Origin of the sequence: Psychrobacter sp. SHUES1 (assembly GCF_001652315.1) — a bacterium.
GTDB lineage: Bacteria > Pseudomonadota > Gammaproteobacteria > Pseudomonadales > Moraxellaceae > Psychrobacter > Psychrobacter faecalis.
The window spans coordinates 1-23907 of the sequence record NZ_LXWA01000062.1; the positions used below are offsets into that span (position 1 = coordinate 1).

The following is a 23907-nucleotide window of genomic DNA, read 5'->3' on the forward strand; positions in this document are numbered from 1 at the left end:
CAAGCGTATTGATATGAGTTGGATAAGTGCTCGTAGTCAGCATCCAAAAGCCGACATACAAGCTCAAGACGCTTTTAAAAAAACTTTATAGCACAGGTTAAGGCGTCACTGCCCACTGATGTGAGCTTAGATCAAGTGGACATCTGGTTTCAAGATGAAACTCGAATAGGACAACAAGGCTCATTGACCAGAGTTTGGCATTACCGCGGTGGGCGACCTCGACTGATCAAACAGCAACAGTTTCATTCCGCTTATCTGTTTGGTGCCTTTTGTCCAGCGACAAAGAAGGCTATCGGCTTAGTACTGCCTTCAGTGAATAAACATACTATGTTATTGCATATGCAAGAGATTGGTAAAGCCGTACCAAAAGGACGTCATGCGGTGGTGGTGATGGATGGCGCATTATGGCATCAACCAAGCTTGAATCAGGCTAATGTCACTATGCTTAAACTACCGCCTTATTCACCTGAGCTTAATCCCTCTGAGAGAGTATGGCAGTACCTTAAGCAAAATGAGCTATCTAATCGTTGTTATGACAGTTATGAGGCTATTGTCGATGCCGCTTGCTTGGCTTGGAATAATTTGCTTAAACAGCCACAAAGAATTCGGTCGTTAACTGCTCGTGCTTGGGCGCAACTTTAATTGTCGGGTTTGGTATAACTTTACTTATCTGAAGTTATAGTCAAGGAATTCTAGAATCGCTACAAGGCGACCGACCGCAGATAGTACATTGAATACATCCAGGGCGGGTAACACTGTAGCGGTTTAAAAGTGCTCTGACTATATAGTAAAATTCAATTTATTCATTTTCATTCTTAAAAAACATTAAGTAGAAAAATATGGCTGTAGATTTTACCAATACCTTAATTGTTGCGATATCAGCGACGGCTTTATTTGATTTATCAGAATCCGAAAATCATCTGGTAGCGTTATTGCAACAGCGACCTCACGAAGCGATTAAAGAATTCCGCGATTATATGGCTGAACGTGAAAACGATCCGCTCAGCATCGGTGCCGGTTATCCGCTTATCAAAGCGTTGCTAAATTTAAATAACTATTGCCATGATTGTGAAGGGCAGAGTTCAGGTATTGATACACCGCTGGTTGAAGTGGTGATTGTCTCAAAAAGTAGTCCGGATACGGGTATTCAAGTGCTCAACGCGATTCGTGAGCGTGGCTTAACCATTTCGCGCTCGGCATTTATCTCTGGAAGCCCTATTGCACCTTATATTAAAGATTTTAATGTGGATTTGTTTTTGACCACCAATCGTGATGATGCGCAGCAGGTAGCAGATGCCAATATTTGTGCTTGTGCGATATTGGATGCCACTCCGGTCAATACTTATGAGCTTGATACGCAGCAGCTACGTATTGCTTTTGATGGTGATGCGGTGTTATTTGATGATTCAGGTGAGCTGCTTTATAAGCAAAAAGGCTTGCGCGCTTTTCATGAGCGTGAAGCCAAGATGCGTGACTTGCCCATAGAAAAAGGCCCTTATGCCGAGCTGTTGATTAAGCTGTCAAAAATGCAGGAGCGTTTGCCTGCAAGATTGCATACGTCTCCTATGAAGATCGCTTTGGTTACGGCTCGAAATGCCCCTGCCGACTTGCGTGCTATTAAAACGCTACGTGATTGGGGTGTCGATCTCGATATGGCATTTTTTTTGGGCGGACTTGAAAAGACGGCTGTATTAAAAACCTTTGCGCCACATATCTTCTTTGATGATTCGGTCAAACATATTGATGCGGCGCGTGATTTTATGCCAACGGCGTTGGTTCCTTATCATTCGACCTCTTTGCTGCATGCCAAGAGTGTATTAACGGCAGAAAAAGACACCTCATCATTGTCATTTAAACCTGTAAAAAGCCCACGGTCTTCTGTGAGCGAGCAATAGGGTTTTAATAACATTCAAAGGTTTAAAAGATAAGGTTTGTTATGAAGTGGCAGCAATTATTTAGCTTAATAACACGCAGAATTAAGCAAGTTTTTGGCTTATATGCGTTTGTTCTTATACCGATGTGGGGCATGTTTTTTCTCAATGAAACGCTGCTTTTCGGGCTATGGAATATCTTTGGGATTGTGCCACGGGCGTTAGACTTAGGTAGTATGATTGGGGTGTTTGCGTCATGGACGATGCATGGCAACTTTTCTCACTTACTTGGTAATACGTTGACGTTATTACAAATTTTATTTTTGTTCGGACTATTTGAAAATAATGCTTATCGTACCGTAATTAAATTGATCGTGGCGTCAGGATTGGCGACTTGGATTATCGGTTCGCCGTTGTCGATTCATATCGGCGCGTCGGGGCTTTGTTTTGCGATGCTGGGTTATATGATAGGCGGAGCGTTATTTGCGCGGCGCTGGGGTTATCTGCTTGCTTGCATTGTCATGGGAACTGGTTACTGGTTGACCATCAAACAAGGTTTAATGCCACAGCAAGGTATCTCATTGGCGGCGCATTTTGGCGGACTATGCGCCGGCTTATTATTGGGGGCAAACTCGAAGCATGCTTATACCAGTATCAATATGCGTTATTAACTTTTATTGATACAAACGTTGATATATAACGGATCATTTTTTTCTAACGGCCGCCATTTAGTGGTTTGCTTCACATGCTCATCAATGCTCAGCTTACTATCCTTTTCTTGCAATACATAATCGGCGCGGGCAGGGGCAGCACAGTCAATAACTTGCGGTACTTGCTGCACACTTCGACGTCGCTCAAACAAATATAAATTCACCAAATAAACATCTGGATTATCGGCATTGGCGCGTGCGTGCCCACTGTCTGCGGCAATAAAACGAAAGGTTTGTGGCTTGATATATGACCAAGGACGAAACCAAGTGCTCTGTTCAACTTTTTTCACCACATGCACGCCTTCAGGTAGTTGCGCAGTTTGCTGCTCGAACCAGCTATATTCTTGGCTGATTTGAAAGCCAAAAATACCAATCGCCCCAAATAATGGAATCAGCCATCTTGGGGCTTTTTTCCCTGCCAGTTTGCTGAGATGAGTTATGATTAGTGCTATCCCAGCCATACCAAATCCAGCAGCTATGGTGGCGATAAACTCAAAAAGCATAAGATTTTTCCTTAACGCCATCAGCGCATTTAAAACCAATTCATAAAAAGATAAAAAAATCACTCACAAGCAGTTGCTGCTGGTGAGTGATTATCTTATAAAGAATAGCACATAATATCGTCTAGATCAGTGATCGATTGCGCCGCCAGCTCCGCGTGGAGAACGAACACTTTCAACCAATTCTTGGATATGTGCTGGTGGTGGCGTCGTTGCATAAGAAACAATAAATGCCACGATAAAGTTCAGTAATGCACCAACCGCACCAAATGATAGTGGCGAGATACCGAACAACCAATACTCTTCTGTATCAGGGAAGCTTGCTGTACCACTGATAAAGAACCAGCCTTTAAAGATAAAGATATAAACCAAGATACTAATCAAGCCCGTCAACATCCCAGCGATAGCGCCCAAGTTGTTAACACGTTTTGAGAAAATACCCATCATCAGCGCAGGGAACAGTGACGCACCTGCAATACCAAAGGCTAGTGCCACGACCTGTGCGGCAAATCCTGGCGGGTTAATACCAAGCCATGTTGCAACCACAATCGCAATTGCCATCGTGATACGGGCAACTTTTAGCTCGCCTGCATCAGTAATGTTTGGATTTAAGTTACGTTTAATCAAGTCATGACTGATCGCTGATGAGATGGCAAGTAGTAGACCCGCTGCCGTTGATAGCGCTGCTGCCAAACCACCGGCGGCGATAAGACCAATAACCCAACCTGGTAGCTGTGCAATTTCCGGATTGGCCAATACCAAGATATCAGCGTTGACATCAAGCTCGTTACCTTCCCAGCCTCTATCGACAAAGATACCATCACGCTCTAAAGCATGTTCAGCTTTTGCTTCTTCAACCGCCGCCGTCGTTGCCGCAACATCACCGCCGTCAGTAGTGGCAGCCGCTGCTGCGAGCTCAGCTGCACCAAGTCCGCTATCGCTATAGAACTGGATACGACCATCGTTATTTAAATCGTTATATTTAATAAGACCCGTGTCTTCCCACGTTCTCATCCAGTCTGGGCGTTGATCGTACTCGATAGCAGGCTCTTCAACACCTTGTGGATAGATGGTATCGATTAGGTTTAGACGTGCCATTGCACCTACTGCAGGGGCAGTGAAGTATAGTAGCGAGATGAAAACCAATGTCCAACCAGCCGTCCAGCGCGCATCCGCAACTTTAGGAACGGTGAAAAAGCGAATGATAACGTGCGGTAGACCCGCTGTACCAATCATCAGTGATAAAGTGAATAACACCATGTTTAGCTTGTTTGGCACGTCAGCGGTATAAGCGGTAAAGCCTAAGTCGACGACGATTTGATCAAGCTTAGCTAAGATAGGAATACCGGCTTCCACATGGTTTGAGAACAAACCAAGACCCGGAATCGGATTGCCTGTTAATTCAAGTGAGATAAATACCGCAGGAATGGTATAAGCAATCATAAGAACGATATACTGCGCAACCTGCGTGTAGGTAATCCCTTTCATACCACCAAGTACGGCGTAGAAGAAAACAACAACCGCGGCAATAATCAGACCCGTGGTATTATCCACTTCTAAGAAGCGTGAGAATGCTACCCCAGCGCCGGTCATCTGACCGATAACGTAAGTGGTTGAGGCAATAATCAAACAAACCACGGCAATCATCGCTGCGGTCTTAGAATAAAAACGGTCGCCAATAAAATCTGGAACCGTGAACTTACCAAATTTACGTAGGTAAGGCGCAAGCAGCATGGCCAATAGAACGTAACCACCCGTCCAACCCATCAAATAAGTTGAGGCCGCATAGCCGCCAGTAGCAATAATACCTGCCATCGAGATAAATGACGCGGCACTCATCCAATCAGCAGCCGTTGCCATACCGTTTACTACAGGATGGACGCCGCCGCCAGCAACATAAAACTCACTGGTTGAACCTGCACGTGCCCACCATGCAATACCGAAGTATAAAGCGAAAGATAGACCTACAAAAATAATATTAATCGTAAATTGACTCATAGGGCTATTCCTCGTCTACACCATATTGTTTATCTAACTTATTCATACGCCATGCGTAGAAGAAAATTAAAATGATAAATACGCCAATGGAACCTTGCTGAGCGAACCAAAATCCTAGGTCAGTACCGCCTATTCGAATCCCTGTTAATAATGGTCGAAATAAAATACCGAAACCGTATGAACAGAGTGCCCAAATAACGAGGCAACCTATAATGAGACGGATATTGGCACGCCAATAACCAGATGGATCGTTGTGGTTTTCCATAGGACAACTCCTTTTGTCTTGCCTAAAAACATAATATTTGATTTGAGCTTAATGAGTTATTCTTGTCTATCGCTTCAAGCGAAATTGTGTCTATAAAAAAACCATCCTATAGACGATTCATACAAAATGACTCAACAGCTTAGCTGAAAAAATGCGCACAAATGAAAAATAATAAAAACCAAATACTAAAACGTGAACCAGTCATAAAGCGATTTAGTAGTCATTTATTTAACATTAAGCTGACTTAATCAAATAAACGACATCATAAATGCTAGGGTTTTTAAGAGTGTCTTGCAGAAAAAAAGGGGATTTATCGAGGAAAAACGATGAAGGTCAACAATCCGCTGTCTTTTTACGATCCCATCTTCCTGACAAGAGTCTTAAAGTTGTTAATACGTTAGTCATTCATGCCAATAAATCAATATCAACCGAATGCTAATATCTATAAAATCCACTCTATCGTAGTTAAAAAACGTGGTCGGTAATAAAGTAGACTTCTATAAGTGTTTAGAACATTTAATATTACTAAGATCGTACGATAAATGTCTAACCAATGCTACTGATTTGTTACATTCTCCATTCTATAGGACTTCAATAGTAAGTAACATTTATTTCAGAAATAGTTTTTTTAATTTAATAACCAAATTTGATAGTAGTAGGCGTCTTAATCTCTATAGAATGCACACGGCATCTTATTAGTAGAGATTTTTAGCAGAATTATGAGCGGTATAATTAGTTAAATGTGTTTCTATATAAAAATAAGTAACATTTATAAACGTAAGTGAGGAGTAGGTATGAGTGACGGCATAGCAGGCTGGTTTAATAACATCGTGAATTACGGCGTTAGTATTATCTGGGGTAATAACGACTGGTTAATCGCCAGCAATCCTTGGTATGGATTGTTGATGTTTGTGTTGATTGGGGCTGGTCTATATTTTACCGTTGCTACGCGTTTTATTCAGTTTCGTCATTTTGGTCATATGTGGCAGTTATTACGGGTGTCAAACCAAGGCCGTAAAGATGGCGGTATCAGCTCGTTTGAGGCGCTGATGACGTCTTTAGCGGCGCGCGTCGGTACCGGTAATCTGGCAGGGGTAGCGATCGCTATCTATCTTGGTGGACCGGGCGCAGTATTTTGGATGTGGATGACGGCGCTCGTCGGTATGTCGACCAGTTTTATCGAGTCAACCTTAGCCCAAGCTTATAAAGTGCCGCATAATGACAATGTTTACCGCGGTGGACCGGCTTACTATATCGAAAAAGGTTTGGGCAAGCGCTGGCTGGCGATATTTTTCTCGCTTTGTTTGCTGGTTGCGTTTGGTTTGGCGTTTAATGGCGTGCAGTCAAATACGATTGCGCAGGCGACCAATGAAGCGTTTGGTGTTCCAACGTGGATGACAGGGTTAATACTGGTCGCGCTCGTCGCCCCAGTGGTATTTGGCGGACTACGCTCGGTTGCGCGTATCGCAGGTAAAATCGTGCCAGTCATGGCGATTCTTTATATCTTGTTGGCGCTTTATATTATTATCACCAACTTTAGCGAATTCCCAGCAGCCGTTGCCTTGATTGTAAAATCAGCCTTTGGTTTTGAGCAAGCGGCGGGCGGTGTGATTGGTTATGGTATTGCGCAGGCGATGATTAACGGTATCAAACGCGGTTTGTTTTCGAACGAAGCGGGTATGGGCTCAGCGCCCAATGCCGCAGCGACGGCAAAAAGCCATCCTGACCATCCAGCGGTGCAAGGCTTTATGCAAATGCTCGGTGTCTTTATGGATACGCTGGTTATCTGTACGGCAACCGCGGCGATTATTATACTTTCAGGTGTCGTCGATCCAAATGTCGAACAAGAAGGTATTCAATTAACCCAGTTGGCACTGTCGCAGTATGTGGGCGATATGGGCGTAGTTTTTGTCGCGATTGCAATTTTCTTCTTTTCGTTTACCTCTATCATTGCCAACTACAGCTATGGCGAGTCCAATCTTGAATTTATCTCTGGTGAAAAAAATGCCAAAGTCATGATTATGATTTTCCGTTTTATGGTTTTAGGCATGGTATTTGTTGGTGCTATTGCTAGCTTACCTGCTATTTGGAACTTCGCTGACTTATCAATGGGTCTCATGGCACTCGTCAACTTGATAGCGATTTTAATCTTGTCGCCAGTGGCGCTTAGAATTTTGCGTGATTATGAAAGACAAATCAAAGAAGGCAAAACCGGCGAGCAAATCAAATTCGACCCCGATGACTTTGTAAAATTAAGAGATGAAGCCAATCGTGATGCGTGGACTGATTAGTATTTTTTAGTAAGCTAAAAAGTTATTCTATTAAATATAGTAGGTTCGCTTTAAAAGCGATGCAGTGTGACTTAGATGAATTTTTCGTAGCCTCTATGATAACAGCAAGCAAGGAAAATTTATCCCAGTCGTACGCTAGCTACTAGCGTATTGTCTTTATTTCGAGTGGATCATACAAGCATAAAAAAACCGCTCTTATATTAAGAGCGGTTTTTTATTAAGCCATAATTATCTCAAACATGATTTACATGTTTGGATAGTTAGGACCGCCGCCGCCTTCTGGCGTTACCCAAGTAATGTTCTGTGACGGGTCTTTGATATCACAGGTCTTACAATGCACACAGTTTTGCGCATTGATAACAAACTTAGCACCTTCGGCATCTTTCACCACCTCGTAAACGCCAGCTGGGCAGTACAGACGCGCAGGCTCAGCATACAGCGGTAAGTTAATTGAAACAGGCACCGTAGGATCGGTGAGTTTCAGATGCGTCGGTTGGTCTTCAGCGTGGTTGGTGTTGGAGATAAAGACTGATGACAGCTTATCAAATATCAGCTTACCATCTGGCTTAGGATAGGTTGGCTGATAAGCATGCGCCGCACGCTCTAGCTGATCATAATCTCTCTTATTATCATGAATGGTCAAAGGCATTTTACCGCCAAGCAAATTTTGCTCGATAAAGGTAAAGGCGCCGCCCATCCATTGACCCATACGGTGCATGGCTGGGGCAAAGTTACGCGCTTCGTAGTTGTCTTGATACAGCCATGATTCTTTATACATGGTGCTATAGGCAACCACGTCGTCATACTCACGGCCTGCTTGTAACGCTTCAAAAATCGCTTCAGCCGCCAACATACCTGACTTCATTGAGGTGTGCGTACCTTTGATTTTGGCAGGGTTTAAGAAGCCTGCATCATCACCGACCAACACGCCACCTGGGAAGGTGAATTTTGGTAAGGAGTTTAAGCCGCCTTTGGTCAACGCACGCGCGCCGTATGACAGGCGTTTGCCGCCTTCTAAGACGTTGCGAATGACTGGATGAAGTTTTAGGCGCTGCATCTCATCAAACGGTGACATATAAGGGTTTGAGTACGATAGGTCGATGACCATACCAAAGCTGACTTGGTTGTTTTCATCGAAGTACAACCACCAACCGCCAGATGAGCCGGTATCCGTTAATGGCCAACCTGAACCATGCATGACCACGCCTTGCTCGTGCTTCTCTGGGCTGACTTCCCATAGCTCTTTTAGACCGATACCATAATGCTGAGGGTCTGAGTCTTTATCAAGCGCGAAACGGCTGATGAGGCGCTTGCCCAAATGTCCACGGCAACCTTCGGCAAAGATGGTATATTTACCTAGCAGCTCGTAACCTGGCTCAAAGCTCGGCTTGGCTTCACCATTGGCAGCCACGCCCATGTCGCCTGTCAAAACCCCTCTTACCGAACCGTCATCATTATATAAAATCTCATCGGCAGCAAAGCCTGGGAACATCATGACTTCAAGCTCTTCTGCTTGCTCAGCTAACCAGCGAACGACGTTGCCCAATGAGACAATGTAGTTACCTTCATTGTGCATGCTGGCGGGTACGATAGAATCAGGGAGCTTGGTTGCTTTGGTCGCAGAACCGAGCATATAAACGCGGTCTTCAATGGCAGGTACGTTTAGTGGCGCGCCTTTTTCTTTCCAATCTGGTATCAGCTCGTTTAAGGCGCGCGGCTCAATAACCGCACCAGATAAGGTGTGCGCACCAAACTCTGAGCCTTTTTCGACCACACAAACCATGAACTCATCATTGCCCGCTGCAAGAGCAAGCTGACGCAGACGAATGGCCGCTGATAAACCCGCTGGGCCGCCGCCGACGATGATGACATCAAATTCCATTGATTCACGTTCGATTTCAGGCTCAGTAGTTTCTGGTTCTACGGCTGGCTCGGGCGTTGCTTCTGTTGCAGTAGTGGATTCTACTGGCTCAGCGGCAACTTCTGTCGCCTCAGTTGCAGCGCTTTCTTCAGTAGTGGCGACTTCTTCTACGGCTACATCAGTATGTGCGATGTCGCTATTTACAGTGTCGTTACTGACAATGTCATTATTAACAACGTCGTTGCTAACAGTGTCATTATCAACAACAGGCTTTTGATTGTCTTGCTCTTGCATACCTACTCCTAAACTTTTAGTGGCTTATCTCAGGGCATCATTAGCTTAACAATTGAATAATAAAGCTTGCGGCGCTAACGTTACTCAGACATATGGCTGCCCGATAAGAACTGTCTTTGCGGCATCAATTGACGACGTTAAGCGTACAAAGATTGACGTAAAATCTAGCACCCATAACGTAAAATGTGTTGTTAATTCAACACCCACTGAACCATTGCAAATAAATAATCGTTACTCATTATAAAAGAAAAGTCCTACAAACACGATACGCATTTCTGGGTATCAATGTTAAGGTAAGAGGGAAATAATGGGGGTACAATGACGATAGGCTTTCATCATACCCGAAACAAAAATTTATAGTAATAATAGATGCGCCAAACTTTGATTACTACATAAAGGATTTTATGATGAATGACGATAATAAAAACGACAATTCTAATGATAAAGATAGCCTCAAAGTCACGAATGACAAGGTATCTGCGCCAAATGGTATGGATGCTTTGAGTCAGTATTTTAAGTCAGCGCCAAGTATACGCGAAGGGCGCGCTATACCGCCGCTTGAGAACTGGCATCCTGAGCAAGTAACGGACATGGATCTAACCATCAAAGCCAACGGCGAGTGGTGGCACGAAGGCGGGCACATGACCCGTCAGTCATTAGTCAGTTTGTTTGCCACTATTTTGTGGAAAGAAGAAAATAATGGCGCGGTTGAGTATTTTTTAAAGACACCGGTACAAAAACTGCGTATCCACGTAGAAGATGCGCCGTTACTGATTAACGATGTTGGTATCGTTGAAGAACAAGGTGAAAGCTGGCTAGAATTTACGACCACCACCGGTGATATAGTGCGTTTAGATGATGAACATCCGATTAGTTTGCGTGCTTATACAATGAAAGACTCTGATGACAATAGCCATTCTAGCAAAAGTAAGAATAAAGAAGATAATAAAAGTACAGAAAGCTCTACGCAAATTCGTCCTTATATGATGGTACGAAACGGCTTGGAAGCATTGATTGGACGTAACGCTTTTTATCATTTAACAGAAATTGGTGAATTGACAGAGCGTGAAGGTGAGACGATACTAACGCTGCAAAGTGGTGATAACGCTTATACGTTATCAATGCCATCAGATTCATAATAGACTATATTTAATACTTATATAAGAACGGCGGTAAGAAAGCAATGAAGGTTGCCGTAAAAGCAGTGCCTGATAATACAAGCCTTGATATTGTTGATAGCCTTGAGACGCACAAAACGACATTTATTAATGATAGTTTTAAAACGCTTAAAGCAGATGATAGCGTGATAAATAACGCGCTTAAAAAGGAACGCAGTGCGCCAATCGGCTTGTTCGATTCGGGCGTCGGCGGCTTGTCGGTCTATCTACATCTGGCTCAGCAATTACCGCATGAGCGTTACGTTTATTATGCCGATACCTTGCATGTACCGTATGGCAATCGTGATAGTGAAGACATTAAAGCCTTAACGCTCGCTGCAGTGGCATGGCTATACCAACAAGGCTGCAAGCTTATCGTCATCGCCTGTAATAGTGCTTCGGCGTATGCGTTAGAGACTGCCAGACGCTATTATCCGCAGCTGCTTATTGTTGGTCTGGTGCCTGCTTTAAAACCTGCGGTATTGGCCAGCAAAACTCATCACGTAGCCGTATTGGCAACGAAAGCGACGTTAAACGGTGCGCTACTAAATGACGTCATTACGAATGTTGCCATTCCTCATGCCACCAGAGTCTCCAAATACTTTGACCCAAACTTAGTCCCTTGGGTTGAGTCAGGTATGCCTAAAGACAGCAAAACGGCTCAGGATTTACGCCTGCAATTGCAGCAATTTTCGCAAGATGGCGTCGATCAGTTGGTATTAGGCTGTACCCATTATCCATTTTTTAAAGCGTTTTTACGCCAAGAAATTACTCAGCAGCAGTTAGCGCTACATATTGTCGATTCGGGGCATGCAATCGCTGAGCGCGTTAAGCAGCTATTGATAGCAGAACAGTTGTTAGCATTACCCGTTAAGGTATCAGCTAATGAAGCGTTAAATGGCCTAGCGACCGCTATAGATATACCGCCGGCTTTGACTTTTTATGCGACTAAGTATGATAAACAGCTCGGCGCTGTAGTGCGACGTTTATTGGGTAAACAGTCTCGTATACAGTATATTCTTTCGCCTTAAGCCCTTTTGTTTTAGTCTAATAGGGTTTTTTGCCTGTGCAATAGTGAAGTAGCTGTTATAATCCCGCAATATATTAGTGGAATTAGCAATAAATTAAACGTATTCGCGTAATATAATGCTAGGCTAGTATTTGCCAAACAGAATATTAGACAGGCTCTGATGCTATCGCTTTTCGATAACAATCGAGATAACTTTCATTTATATGACTAATAAGTTTAGAGGTGATTGTGTCAAACCGTCGCTATCATATTCACGTCATATGCGCTGACAACGACCAACTGTTGGTTTTAGACAGTGTGGCGATGTTTTTCCAAGGCCGCGCATTTTTAACCTATGACGTTTCTAGCAAATTACCCAAAGCGGCGTTATATGGTCGCCAGTGTATCGATGCTTGCGATTATGCGCTGATGATAATCGGTGATAGCTATGGCACGGCGCAAAATACTGGTGTCAGTCAAATGCATTTGAGCTATCTCAATGCCAAAGCCAAGCTCAAACCCTTGTTAATATTGGTCAAAAGTCATCATAACGAGGTCAATATCAGTCGGCAGCTGCAAGAATTCACCAACATGGTGACCAAAAAAGCCGATAAGATTTATTACTATGAAACAGAAAATGATATCGAGCAGCTACTCATTCAGGCCTTCTATAAAATGGTCGCCAATCATGAAGTAGGGGACGGCTGGGTAAGAGTGAGCGACGAGCTGATGAAAGCCAATAAATCGGCACTGGCCGAAGAAACGGCCACGAGCTTTTCTACCAAGAAAGCCAAACTTACCCAATCTCGCCCTGCTGTTACCGATCATTTAGCAGCCGATAGTGTCAGCAAGCCACTGGTGCTGACAGACACTTTTGAGATTCAGTACAAAGCCCAAGCCTATGAAGGCGGTAATTTAACCGACGTCACCCGCCCTATGACTTTATCGTGGCAAGAAGTGCTCATCGCCTTAATAAAAATACCGGCTACCTTTTCAAGCTATGGTTTACAGAGCGCCATTAATCGCTTAATCGCAGTCAAAGCTGAAACAGATATCAAAAATGACATGCCAAATGTTCACGCGGTGGCACGTTGTCAGATTTATCAAGATGACTTAAACCAATTACAGCGGCAGTTGGTGGCGGCTAACTGGATTCAACTCACCACCTATGGCACGCGCGTGTCACAAGAGCTTTGGAAACTCACCTTTTATGCGAAGAGCTTATTGACAGGCACTGACGCCAACACTCCTAGTGCGCCAACTTTACCGCTTAGCTAGGGCAAATGCTCTCTGCTCTATTTATAATTTTATGGATAAAAAATCCATTTATAAAGCCGGCGCTTACCCTTTGTAATACAAAGCATACGTCTCTGTAGTTGTGAAGCTGAGCAATACCCGTAATAATAAGCGTATAAATACATAATAATGCTTAATAATTAGGGAGAACGAACAATGAGTGATGCCAAAAAAAATTTAAATAGTGAACTAACCAGCTTAGAAGAAACCATGCTTGAAGCCGACCAGTTTCGTACGCTCGAAGAACAAGTCGCCGATATGAAGCGCCGCGGCATTGACCCAACCCAAGCCTATAAGGACTTGGATAGAAAGGAAGAAGATGCTGACTGGGGTGATGCGACGTGGAAAGAAAACGGTAAATGGAAACCAAAAACGCCTGCGGATTTAGATGACAAAGCCCGCGAAAATTGGGATGGCGATAATGGAAAACCAAATCCGCCACCTGTTATCTAGTAGGTATTATTTAACAAAATAATAGAATGATGACCGTATTTTTTCCAATTTATTCAATTCATTTAATAAAAAAGCCACGCTCATTTGCGTGGCTTTTTTATTAGTCGCTAATACATGCTTGTAGATACTAAATAAATCATTCCTTAGCTTAGCTAATTATGAACCTTCATCGACACGTACAAGCTTTATCGTACCATCAGGACTGGTAACCCGGCGATAACGCGTATTGCCCGATGAGGTTGATGGTCTAACGGTTGGCTGCACAGACGGCTGTACCGAGTAAGGATTAGAGTTTGAGCTGCCAGTTTGCTGTTGAATCAATTGCCCCATACGGTCTGCAGGCGCAGGGTTTAAAGGACGACTGTTTGCTGGTTGTCCGTACGGATTGCCATATTGGGAAGTGCTTGCAGCACTATTACCAACGATGGCGCGATAAAATTTTTGTCCGGCGCGTCCATCGGCTGGAAAGATGCCATGGCTTGATTGATATTGCTGAATCGCCGTACGGGTATTATCACCAATGATACCGTCCACTTCGCCAATATCGTAGCCTGCATTTAATAATCCTTGTTGGATATCTTTAGATTGCTGACGGCTAATACCAGGGTCGTCCGTCGGCCAGGCAGTGACAAAGTCGGTTTTGCTGCTGTCTTCACGCGCGATTAAGTCTGATAAGTGGGCAATTGCTAAAGCATAATTTTCTGAAGCGTTATACGAATAAAACGTGTCGAAGTTTTTACCCACCAAGAATGCTGGGCCATCAGTGCCGGCTGGTAATAATAAACCTGCGCTGCCCAAGGTAGAAGGCAGAGGGCTGCCGTTCGCCAATGTCAGCCCTTGATTGCGCCAATGGCTGATAGATTTTTTGTCTTTACGGTTTGATGCGCCCCAAAAACCACTCGGCAGTTTGACTTCATAACCCCATGGCTCGCCGGTACGGTAACCACGTTTGTCCAAAAAGTTGGCAGTAGAGGCGAGCGCATCAGGGACGCTATTAACCAAGTCGCGGCGGCCATCACCATCGAAATCGACAGCCAGTTCTAAAAAGGTACTTGGCATAAACTGCGTTTGCCCAAATGCACCTGCCCATGAGCCGGTCATATCACTAGGTGCGATATCGCCATTTTGCACAATTTTTAGCGCATTGGCATATTCGCCTTGGAAATAGCTTTGGCGACGATCAAAACATGACAGCGTCGCTAAAGATTCAAACAAGGGCTTTTTACCCAATGTCTGACCAAAGTTTGACTCCACGCCCCATACGCCCAGTACATGCTCAGCTTTGACCCCATAGCGCGATTCAATGCGGCGCAAGGTATCTGCCCATTGGTGCTTAGCGCGAATACCATCTTCGACCCGCTCTTTATCTACCAACGAAGACAAATAATCCCAAACGTCCTTTTGAAATTCAGGCTGGTAATTGAGTGACTGAATCACACTAGGGTCAGGCTGGCTTGGACGATAGTTATTAAACGTATAGCTATCGACGCCGCGGAATTTACTAGAGTTTTTTAAACCATCTAAGCACTGTTGAAACTGGCTATTAGATAAGTCTGGTGCTGGTGGTTTGGCCGCTTGCGCAGTACTGGCAAAGCTGAGGCCAACCGCGATGCTAAGTAGCGATAACGTAGAGGTCGAAGAAAAACGCATGGAAATATCCTATAAACATCGAAATAGTCATTGAAAGAGAACAAAGCTGAATTAAGCAGTATGAACTTAGAGTAACCAATCTCAATAGTAAAGAAAAGGTATCGAAGCACTCAGTTACTATAAATTGACGCGAGCGTGAGGTTAGAAGAGGGTTTGGCTATCATGCTTAAGCAAGATTTAGCGCTTTTTCGTGGTTTAGCTCCAGTTAATGAGTAAATGAAGGATTTAATAACCAAACATGTTCAGTTACGGCTAGCTCAGATGCCGCATTAAGGGTTGATGACTGGCTTTCAAGCTCGATAATTTTATAGTCGGCATCATAATACTGCTGTAACTGCTGCTGACTAATCGAAAAAGGCGGGCCGTCTTTTTTACTTTGATCGTAGCTTAGGGTGATTAACAGTTGTGGTGCATGATTGCTAAGCTTAACTATTTGCGCACTATAATCAGCACGCATCGTTGCTGGCAAGGCTATCAATGCTGCTCTATCATAAACAGCATTAATCTCGCCTATATCTGTTGCGCTCAGAGCAAAAATATCTGCTGCCCATAAAGTAATGATTTGCCCAGCTAGCTGACCCTGATAGCGTTTTAAAATAGATTTATCCGTAGCGCTCGTAAATTCAGTGATAGTAGGAATAACCTTTTGTTCAGCAAAGAACGCTTGCACAGCGGTTTCGATAAGCTCGACGCCAACGACATCGTAGCCTGCGTGCGCAAGCCATACCATATCAACCGATTTACCGCACAAAGGTACCAAGACTTGGCCACCGATGGGCACTGCCAGTTCAGAAAAATACTTGATTAGCTGAGGATTGACGTCAGACTTATGAAAGCCAATACGGCCGTCTTGCCAGCGCTGTTGCCAAAATTTAGAATCCATACCTTTATTCCTAACCTATCTATACTTTAGATGTTTGGTATTATCATACCGCTAAACGCAATAAAAAAGCCAAGCGTCTTAACCCTTGGCTTTGATAGCGTATAAAATTCACGTTACCGGTTTAGTTCACCATATACTGACTAAATTCTTTGCGCAATTTGGCAAGTTTCGGCGGAATAGCAAAGTTACAATAAGCTTGACCCGGGTTTCTATTATAGAAGTCTTGATGGGCGTCTTCAGCTTTGTAAAATTCCATAGCGGGATGGACTTCTGTCACCACATTGAGGCCCATGTCGCGTAATTTGTTAATGGTACGGTCGACCGTTGGTTTTTGCGCCTCATCGGTATAGAAAACCACGCTGCGATATTGGCTGCCGACGTCGTTGCCTTGACGATCCATGGTGGTGGGATCATGCGTGGCAAAAAACACATCAAGAACCACTTCTAATGGTACGATAGATTCGTCAAACTCAACCTTGATTACTTCAACGTGTCCGGTATCACCGCCGCAGACCGCTTCGTAGTTGGCAGAAACGGCATCGCCGCCCATATAGCCTGACACCACAGATTGCACGCCTTTTACGGATAAAAATACTGATTCGGTGCACCAAAAGCAGCCACCGCCTAAGATAATGGTTTGCATAATTGTTCCTATTATTATAGATGTTGTCATAGAGATGCGCTAAGTGCTTTATCTGGTTGTAATATTTCATCTTTCAATACTGCTTTTATGTCTCAAGATTACTTTTATAAAGGATTAGCGTTACCTATTTAGCTTAGCAGGGCAACTGGTCGCGATAAGTAACAAACAGTAATGTTATAATGGGCTTTTGCTATCTTTAGCTGTCTTTAAAGCATTGAGTAATGCACCATTTAATTAACGTTTTATTTTTAAAGAATCAAAGTCTCATTATTAAAAAACGAGCCATTATCAAAAAACGACCCACCATCAAAAAACGAGTAACCTCATGAGCCAAACTAAGCCTGCTAACCTGACTAATGACACCGTGAAGCACGATACCTTATTTACCACGCCACTCGATAAAGCGGCGCGTTTTTCTTTTGATGAGCAAGTGGTGGCGTGTTTTCCTGATATGATTCGCCGTAGTGTACCCGGTTATGGTCAAGTGCTGGCGATGTTGCCGATATTCGCTCGTCGTCACTGTAAATACCGCCAGCAAGATGATAGCGGCCAGCGTGTCAGCCGTGTCTATGATTTAGGGTGCTCACTGGGTGCGGCAAGTATGGCGTTGGCAGGCGAGTTTGAGTCGCAAGATTTACAGATTAAGGCGATTGATATCTCACCCGCGATGACCAATGAGGCGAGTACGTTATTAACGGAGAATTATCCGGCGCATACTATTGAAGTCATTACTGCTGATATTCGTGATGTCGAGCTTGAGCCATGCGATATGGTCATTCTGAATCTGACGCTGCAATTTCTGCCCGCTGCCGATAGAGTGGCAGTGCTTGAGAAAATTTATGCTGCATTAAGTGAGGGTGGTATTTTGGTATTGACCGAAAAAACCCATGCTTTTGATGAGCAGTATGATGCATGGTTGGTTGAGCGTTATTATGATTTTAAACGCGCCAATGGTTATACCGAGATGGAAATCAGCGGCAAACGCAATGCCTTAGAAAACGTTTTGATTACCGATACCTTGGATGAGCATCATATGCGTCTAGCGCAAGTTGGCTTTGAGCGTCATTTGACCTGGTTTCAATTTTTAAACTTTGTCTCTATTGTGGCCTTTAAATAATATTTAAACGCGATAGTAATAACGGCTCGACTTTTAATATAAATTTTTACTCTATCTTTTTACCGACATGGCAATCTGTTTTTATGCTTAACGACACCATTATTCTCGCTGAACGCGAATTATATTTAACCTTGCTGTCATTGGCGCAGCAGCAGCCGAGCGCTTATGAGTGGCTGACGCGCTTGCCAACGTGGCTTAATGATATCAAAGATAAAGCCAATTACGCGCACGCGCCCGCTTACCAAGCGTTGGTAGCACGATTGCCAACAGTAGCGGCTGATAAAGTAGATTTGGACAGTGATGTATTAACTATTGCCGCCAATCTCAGCGACTCTGAGCGCAAACAAACCTTAGCGCTACTAAAGCAGCTAATGCCGTGGCGCAAAGGGCCTTTTCAAATTGGTAGTGATAAAGACTGTTCGATATTTATCGATACCGAATGGCATAGCGATTGGAAATGGCAAAGGGTCGCACCGCATTTAGGCACGTTAAAAGGACGACGAATATTAGATGTGGGCGGTGGCTCGGGTTATCACGGTTGGCGAATGGCAGGGGCAGGCGCGGAGACGGTCATCATCATTGACCCATCATGTTTGTTTTATCATCAATTTATGGCGATTCGTCATTTTGTTGGCGCCGCTGATCATTATAAAACGCATTATATCCCTGTACCGCTTGAAGCCTTGCCGGAGCACAGTCAGCTATTCGATACGGTTTTTAGTATGGGCGTGCTCTATCATCGCCAGTCACCGTTTGAGCATTTGCAACAGCTAAAAGGGCAACTGGTTAAAGGTGGCGAGCTGGTGCTTGAAACATTGGTTATCGATGGCGATGCCAATACCGTACTCGTGCCGCACGACCGCTATGCGCAGATGAATAATGTCTATTTTTTGCCATCGGTCGATGCACTTATTGGCTGGCTAGAAAAAGCGGGGTTTAGCGAGGTACGCTGCGTCGATGTAGCGGTTACATCGACTGAGGAGCAGCGCAAAACCGAATGGATGACGTATCATTCATTGGCGGATTTTTTAGACCCTAGTGATGCCAGTAAAACCATCGAAGGGTATCCTGCGCCGAAACGAGCAACCTTAATTGCAAAAAAATAGCGCTGGTTAGTTTGCGGTTGGCAAAGAGAGGTTGGTTAAATAAACCAGCGTTTAAATGCCATCTCTATCAATACTTTTAGGATAAAACCGATAAAACCCGCACCTAAGGCCAAAAACATCCAAAAAGTACCAGCGCGCCCAGCGTTAGACTGTTTTGATAAATCCCAAATGATAAAGAATAAGAAAGCAATAAAAATGGGCAATAAAATATACATGCCCCAACTGGTGACGGTACTAGAAGCAATGGCAAACATGGTTTTGTCCTGTCAATGAAAGTGTAAAGTGCTGCGTTTTCTATGGTCTGTTTTTATATATGGTTATAAATGGCATCAGCATTTATAGCAGTAATAGATTAATGTTGCCATTATAACGCGGAATGAGGTTGCTATAAATGTTTCACCAACGTCAGACAACAGTAACGCTACAATCCGCCTAAATAGACTTGTATTGGCAGCCTATAATAGCCACTGCCTCGTCACTTGCGCATATCTAGTATAATAGCGGTGATTTTAATGCTATTTTTGGTTCAAATAGTGCAATAGCAGCTAAAGGTTGTTATATTTATAGGTTACTTATTTTTTCTGCCTTATCTTATATTACCCCAATTTTTTGTTCATTTATCTGAGTTTATAGTCCTATGTCACAAGCCCAAATCGATACGCTCGCCTCACTGTTTGACAGTGCCATTGAAGTCCTAAAAACGAACGGCGAACTACCGGCTGATTGGCAAAACAACAGCCAAATTACGCGGACTAAAGATACCAGTCATGGTGACTTTGCGAGCAATATCGCCCTAACGGCTGCCAAAGCTGCGAAAGCCAATCCGCGCCAGCTTGCTGAAAAAATCGTTAATGCCTTGCCTGAAAATCAAAATATTCGTCAAGTAGAAATCGCAGGCCCCGGTTTTATCAACGTCTTTTTAAATACCGAAGCCAAATTTGCGGTGTTAGACGATATCTTTAAATTGCAAGAACGCTTTGGTTTAAGCAAGCAGTTTCAAGGTCAAAAAATCCAAGTTGAATTTGTCTCGGCCAATCCAACGTCTAGCTTACACGTCGGTCATGGTCGCGGCGCGGCTTTTGGCATGAGTGTGGCAAATTTGCTTGAAGCCATTGGTTATGACGTCACGCGTGAGTACTATGTCAATGACGCCGGTCGCCAAATGGATATTTTAGCGACCAGTACTTATTTGCGTTATCTAGAAGCTAATGGCGAGGCCGTTACCTTCCCAGTTAATGGCTATCAAGGCGATTATGTCAGGGATATTGCGCAAACTCTAAAAACCCAGCATGGCGACAGCTACGTTCACAGCTTTGCCGACATTGGCAAAGACGTAGCGGAAGACGCGCAGTTTGAAATAAATAATGATGGCGAAAAAGTGCTGCTATCGGGCGATAAAGAAGCCCATATCGATGGTTTGATTGCCAATAGCAAAGCCTTACTTGGTGACGGTTATGAGCTGTTTTTAAATGCGGCATTGAGCAGTATTTTGGCTGATATCAAAGACGACTTAAATGACTTTGGTGTCCGTTATGAGTGCTGGTTTAGCGAAAGATCCATTGATAGCGAGATTGAGCCTGTTTTACAAATCCTCGATGAAAAAGGCTATTTATACGAAAAAGACGGCAATATCTGGTTTAAATCGACTGATTTTGGCGATGAAAAAGACCGTGTGGTACGCCGTGCCAATGGTCAAAGTACCTATTTTGCCTCTGATATCGCTTATCATAAAAACAAGTTCGATCGCGGATTTGATAAAGTCATTAACGTTTGGGGCGCTGACCATCATGGTTATGTGCCGCGCGTAAAAGCGGCATTGACGGCGCTCGGTATCGATGCCGACCGCCTTGATGTGGTATTGGTACAGTTTGTTGCCTTATGGCGCGGTAGTGAAAAAGTGCAAATGTCATCGCGCTCGGGCAAATTTGTCACCTTACGTGAGCTGCGCCATGAAGTGGGTAACGATGCTGCGCGTTTTTATTACGTCGCTCGTAAGCCTGAAGTTCATGTTGATTTTGACTTGGAGCTGGCCAAATCGCAAAGTAAAGACAACTTGGTTTACTATATTCAGTATGCGCATGCCCGGGTTTGCCGTGTGTTAGAAAAACTAGAAACCAGTGGTCTGCAAGTAGACGATATTACTGGCGCTGAAAAGCAAGCGTTACTAGTCGCACCGAGCGAAGAAGAGTTGATTAAATTATTGGCCGCTTATCCGGCAACCTTGCTACGCTCAGCGACAGGCTATGAACCGCATATCTTAACCAACTATCTAAAAGAGTTGGCGGCGTTATTTCATGGTTGGTATGATGGCAATCGCATCTTGCCGGTCAGCCTAACTTCAGGTGAAACGCCAAGCCAAGATGAGACGGATTTGATGCAAGCGCGTTTACGCTTATCTAAAGCCGTACGTCAAGTATTGGCCAATGGATTGAGCTTATTAGGCTTGTCTGCACCGTCTAGCATGTAGTATAAAGGAAGACGGCTGTAGCCATTATTTGATGGTAATTCTTCAATTCTAATCTAATCGACAGTGCTGATTCGATAAAGACAATTCGATAACGATAACTCGACAACGACAGATAATTCAGTAGGGAGAACGAGATCCATGTTAGCCAAAAAACCAAAAGGTGCCACTGAAAAACGCAAAACCAGTAGTGTGTCAGGCTTATTATGGATGTTTGTTGGGGCAGTATTGACGCTCATGATCGGGGTGTTTTTATACCTCTCACCCTTGTTTAACTTTAGTCCTGCGGGCAGCGGTGAGGGCACCGATGCTGATAGACAAGTTCAGCAACGGGTCGATACCGATACCGACAATGGTGATTATGAGTTCTATGATATTTTGCCCAATCAAGAAATGGCGACCATCCCTGATGAGGACTTCGGCGAAGGCAGTAGTAGCCAATCCGGTCAAATCACTGATTTTGAGCCAGATGTAGTCGTCAATCAGCCAGAAAACACCACGCCAAGTAATAATGATGCGGGTAACTTTGGTATTTCTGAGAGCACCACGATTGAGCCTAGTCGTAGCAACAATACGAATAATGCAGCAAACAGCAGTAATGACGACGATATTGTCATCGTCGAAGAAGATGCGACTTATGATGGTACACCAGCTGCCAATAATACAGGCGCGAATACAGGCGCGGCTGCAAACAGAGCTAATACAGCGAACGCTAGCAATGCTAGTATTCAGCCAGCGAAGCCTGCGGCGACTTATATTTTGCAAATCAACAGCTTTGGCGATGCCGATGAAGCAGACCGTCGGCGAGCGCAAGTTCTGATGGCTGGTGTCGATGCTAGAGTGGTGAAAAACACTACCGGTAACGGCCTGCCTATTTATCAGGTGATTTCACGCCCGATGAATAATCGTCAAGCGGTTGCTACTGCCCAGCAGCGCCTGCAAAATAACGGTATTGATTCTATTATCGTTGAGCAGCGCCGTTAAACCTAAAGCATTGATAAAGAAAGCGTCAGAGGACGCTTTTTTTATCCCTTTTTTTTTGATATGTTTTTTAGCTCCTTTCGGCAAACTCAATATAAGAGCATCATGATGACTGTGACTCCTTCAGAAACTGCGCCCGTTGGTATGATGAAAGCTTTTTTTCAAAAGTATTTTATCGATGCTTTTACCGGCATGGCGTTAGGGTTGTTTGTGACCCTTATCGCTGGTCTTATCATCTCGCAAATTGGTGGTTGGTTAAGCCTGCCAGCCTTGGTAGCAGTCGGCAAACTGGCGTCAGTATTAATGGGCGCAGGTATCGGTGTTGGTATCGCCTACTACCTAAAAGCACCAACTTTGGTGATGCTAAGCTGCTTGGTTGCAGGGATGCTTGGCGCGCATTCTGAAGCTTTGATGGCGGGCAATTTATTTATCGCGCAAGAGGCAGGTCCGGCAACTTTCGCTGCGGTGCCCGGTAATCCAATTGGTGCTTATTTGGCTTCAGTATTTGCTTATCGCGCTGGTACTTGGATCGCTGGCAAGACCAAGCTCGATATTTTGCTGATACCTTTAATGGTATGTACGGTGGCACTCATCGTCTGTGCGCTACTTAATCCTCCAGTTGTCGCTACGGTCAACGCCATTGGTCAGGGTATTCAAGCAGCGACTGAATTACAGCCGCTTCTCATGGGTGTCGTGATAGCAGTGGTGGTCGGGATTTTATTGACGCTACCGACCTCAAGCGCGGCTATCTGTATCGCTATTGGACTTGGCGGCTTAGCAGGTGGGGCAGCGGTAGTTGGCTGCGCGGCGCATATGATTGGCTTTGCGGTGGCCAGTTTTAAAGACAACGGCGTCAGTGGTATCATATCCCAAGGACTTGGTACCAGTATGCTACAGATTCCTAATGTCCTTAAAAAACCGCTCGTACTATTGCCTGCTGTGATTGCTAGCGCCATCGTTGGTCCTATCGCAACCGTTGGCTTTGGGCTAGCTTGCACAGCCACTGGCGCTGGTATGGGCACGGCAGGACTGGTTGGGGTGTTTGGCGTCATTGAAGCATCACAAGAAATCATGAGCAGTGCTCAGTTGTGGACGGCGATTATATTATTGATGTTCATTTTACCTGCTCTCATTGCTGGTCTGGTCGCTTACGTGATGCGCCGCCTTGGCTGGTTGGTCGATGGCGATATGAAATTGCCCTAAATGAATAGTAATACCAAACCCAACAATTAAAGTTGCGCCCAAGCACGAGCAGTTAACGACCGAATTCTTTGTGGCTGTTTAAGCAAATTATTCCAAGCCAAGCAAGTGGCATCGACAATAGCCTCATAACTGTCATAACAACGATTAGATAGCTC

22 protein-coding genes are annotated in these 23907 nt (G+C 44.3%); 14 read left to right on the forward strand and 8 right to left on the reverse strand.

Going from position 1 to position 23907, the window contains the following annotated elements; translation table 11 throughout:
• Positions 1–13: 13 nt before the first annotated feature.
• The 4 genes from A7325_RS14265 to A7325_RS08500 all read left to right on the forward strand — a co-directional run bounded on the left by A7325_RS14265 (position 14) and on the right by A7325_RS08500 (position 2542).
• On the forward strand, positions 14–91 hold the full coding sequence (locus tag A7325_RS14265; RefSeq protein ID WP_145989778.1) for a winged helix-turn-helix domain-containing protein: 78 nt from the start codon (positions 14–16) through the stop codon (positions 89–91).
• A gap of 29 nt (positions 92–120) precedes the next feature.
• Positions 121–642: an IS630 family transposase gene (locus A7325_RS08490; protein ID WP_197488893.1), complete on the forward strand. Its 522-nt coding sequence runs from the start codon at positions 121–123 to the stop codon at positions 640–642.
• Between the two features lie 197 nt (positions 643–839).
• Positions 840–1895, forward strand: a complete 1056-nt coding sequence (locus tag A7325_RS08495) for a 5'-nucleotidase (RefSeq protein WP_068406945.1) — start codon at positions 840–842, stop codon at positions 1893–1895.
• Positions 1896–1936: 41 nt separating this feature from the next.
• Entirely contained in the window at positions 1937–2542 is a 606-nt protein-coding gene (locus A7325_RS08500) for a rhomboid family intramembrane serine protease (protein ID WP_068406948.1), read from the forward strand.
• Here the strand turns inward: A7325_RS08500 and A7325_RS08505 are convergent.
• The 3 genes from A7325_RS08505 to A7325_RS08515 all read right to left on the reverse strand — a co-directional run bounded on the left by A7325_RS08505 (position 2539) and on the right by A7325_RS08515 (position 5344).
• The gene (locus tag A7325_RS08505) at positions 2539–3084 is read right to left on the reverse strand and encodes a hypothetical protein (RefSeq protein WP_068406951.1); all 546 of its coding nucleotides are present in this window, start codon (positions 3082–3084) and stop codon (positions 2539–2541) included. The two genes, A7325_RS08500 and A7325_RS08505, sit on opposite strands and share 4 nt — an antisense overlap.
• A 126-nt stretch (positions 3085–3210) precedes the next feature.
• Positions 3211–5079, reverse strand: coding sequence for a sodium:solute symporter family protein (locus A7325_RS08510; RefSeq protein ID WP_068406954.1), 1869 nt, complete (start codon positions 5077–5079; stop codon positions 3211–3213).
• Positions 5080–5083: 4 nt separating this feature from the next.
• Entirely contained in the window at positions 5084–5344 is a 261-nt protein-coding gene (locus A7325_RS08515) for a DUF4212 domain-containing protein (RefSeq protein ID WP_068406957.1), read from the reverse strand.
• Positions 5345–6138: 794 nt separating this feature from the next.
• On the opposite strand from A7325_RS08515, the gene A7325_RS08520 reads away from it, so the two are divergent.
• Entirely contained in the window at positions 6139–7635 is a 1497-nt protein-coding gene (locus tag A7325_RS08520) for an alanine/glycine:cation symporter family protein (protein ID WP_068406960.1), read from the forward strand.
• Positions 7636–7879: 244 nt separating this feature from the next.
• Here the strand turns inward: A7325_RS08520 and A7325_RS08525 are convergent, their stop codons facing one another.
• Positions 7880–9517, reverse strand: a complete 1638-nt coding sequence (locus A7325_RS08525; RefSeq protein WP_068406995.1) for an electron transfer flavoprotein-ubiquinone oxidoreductase — start codon at positions 9515–9517, stop codon at positions 7880–7882.
• Between the two features lie 677 nt (positions 9518–10194).
• On the opposite strand from A7325_RS08525, the gene A7325_RS08530 reads away from it, so the two are divergent.
• From A7325_RS08530 to A7325_RS08545, 4 genes are all read left to right on the forward strand, one after another.
• Positions 10195–10929 (forward strand): DUF1285 domain-containing protein, encoded by a 735-nt coding sequence (locus tag A7325_RS08530; RefSeq protein ID WP_068406963.1) that lies wholly within the window; start codon positions 10195–10197, stop codon positions 10927–10929.
• A gap of 44 nt (positions 10930–10973) precedes the next feature.
• On the forward strand, positions 10974–11978 hold the full coding sequence (murI, locus tag A7325_RS08535) for a glutamate racemase (RefSeq protein ID WP_082894359.1): 1005 nt from the start codon (positions 10974–10976) through the stop codon (positions 11976–11978).
• A 227-nt stretch (positions 11979–12205) separates the two neighbouring features.
• Positions 12206–13234, forward strand: a complete 1029-nt coding sequence (locus A7325_RS08540) for a DUF4062 domain-containing protein (protein ID WP_227514977.1) — start codon at positions 12206–12208, stop codon at positions 13232–13234.
• 174 nt (positions 13235–13408) lie between these two features.
• Positions 13409–13705 carry a hypothetical protein gene (locus tag A7325_RS08545; RefSeq protein ID WP_068406968.1) on the forward strand — a complete coding sequence of 99 codons (297 nt, stop codon included), beginning with the start codon at positions 13409–13411 and terminating at the stop codon, positions 13703–13705.
• A 156-nt stretch (positions 13706–13861) separates the two neighbouring features.
• Here A7325_RS08545 and A7325_RS08550 read toward each other — a convergent pair whose 3' ends face one another.
• The 3 genes from A7325_RS08550 to msrA all read right to left on the reverse strand — a co-directional run bounded on the left by A7325_RS08550 (position 13862) and on the right by msrA (position 16881).
• Positions 13862–15355 carry a lytic murein transglycosylase gene (locus A7325_RS08550; protein WP_068406970.1) on the reverse strand — a complete coding sequence of 498 codons (1494 nt, stop codon included), beginning with the start codon at positions 15353–15355 and terminating at the stop codon, positions 13862–13864.
• Between the two features lie 205 nt (positions 15356–15560).
• Positions 15561–16238, reverse strand: coding sequence for a thiopurine S-methyltransferase (gene tmpT / locus A7325_RS08555; RefSeq protein WP_068406972.1), 678 nt, complete (start codon positions 16236–16238; stop codon positions 15561–15563).
• Between the two features lie 121 nt (positions 16239–16359).
• Positions 16360–16881: a peptide-methionine (S)-S-oxide reductase MsrA gene (gene msrA, locus A7325_RS08560; protein ID WP_068406975.1), complete on the reverse strand. Its 522-nt coding sequence runs from the start codon at positions 16879–16881 to the stop codon at positions 16360–16362.
• A 325-nt stretch (positions 16882–17206) separates the two neighbouring features.
• Here msrA and cmoA point away from each other — a divergent pair, with 325 nt between their 5' ends.
• On the forward strand, positions 17207–17998 hold the full coding sequence (gene cmoA / locus A7325_RS08565) for a carboxy-S-adenosyl-L-methionine synthase CmoA (protein ID WP_068406978.1): 792 nt from the start codon (positions 17207–17209) through the stop codon (positions 17996–17998).
• An 83-nt stretch (positions 17999–18081) separates the two neighbouring features.
• Positions 18082–19104, forward strand: coding sequence for a tRNA 5-methoxyuridine(34)/uridine 5-oxyacetic acid(34) synthase CmoB (gene cmoB, locus A7325_RS08570; RefSeq protein ID WP_068406981.1), 1023 nt, complete (start codon positions 18082–18084; stop codon positions 19102–19104).
• 35 nt (positions 19105–19139) lie between these two features.
• Here the strand turns inward: cmoB and A7325_RS08575 are convergent, their stop codons facing one another.
• Entirely contained in the window at positions 19140–19358 is a 219-nt protein-coding gene (locus A7325_RS08575) for a DUF2788 domain-containing protein (protein ID WP_068406984.1), read from the reverse strand.
• Positions 19359–19741: 383 nt separating this feature from the next.
• Between A7325_RS08575 and argS the strand changes: the two genes are divergently transcribed.
• From argS to A7325_RS08590, 3 genes are all read left to right on the forward strand, one after another.
• Entirely contained in the window at positions 19742–21571 is a 1830-nt protein-coding gene (argS, locus tag A7325_RS08580) for an arginine--tRNA ligase (RefSeq protein WP_068406987.1), read from the forward strand.
• A 138-nt stretch (positions 21572–21709) separates the two neighbouring features.
• Positions 21710–22552, forward strand: coding sequence for an SPOR domain-containing protein (locus A7325_RS08585; RefSeq protein WP_068406989.1), 843 nt, complete (start codon positions 21710–21712; stop codon positions 22550–22552).
• A 102-nt stretch (positions 22553–22654) separates the two neighbouring features.
• On the forward strand, positions 22655–23752 hold the full coding sequence (locus A7325_RS08590) for a PTS transporter subunit IIC (RefSeq protein ID WP_226928940.1): 1098 nt from the start codon (positions 22655–22657) through the stop codon (positions 23750–23752).
• The last annotated feature ends 155 nt before the right edge of the window (positions 23753–23907 follow it).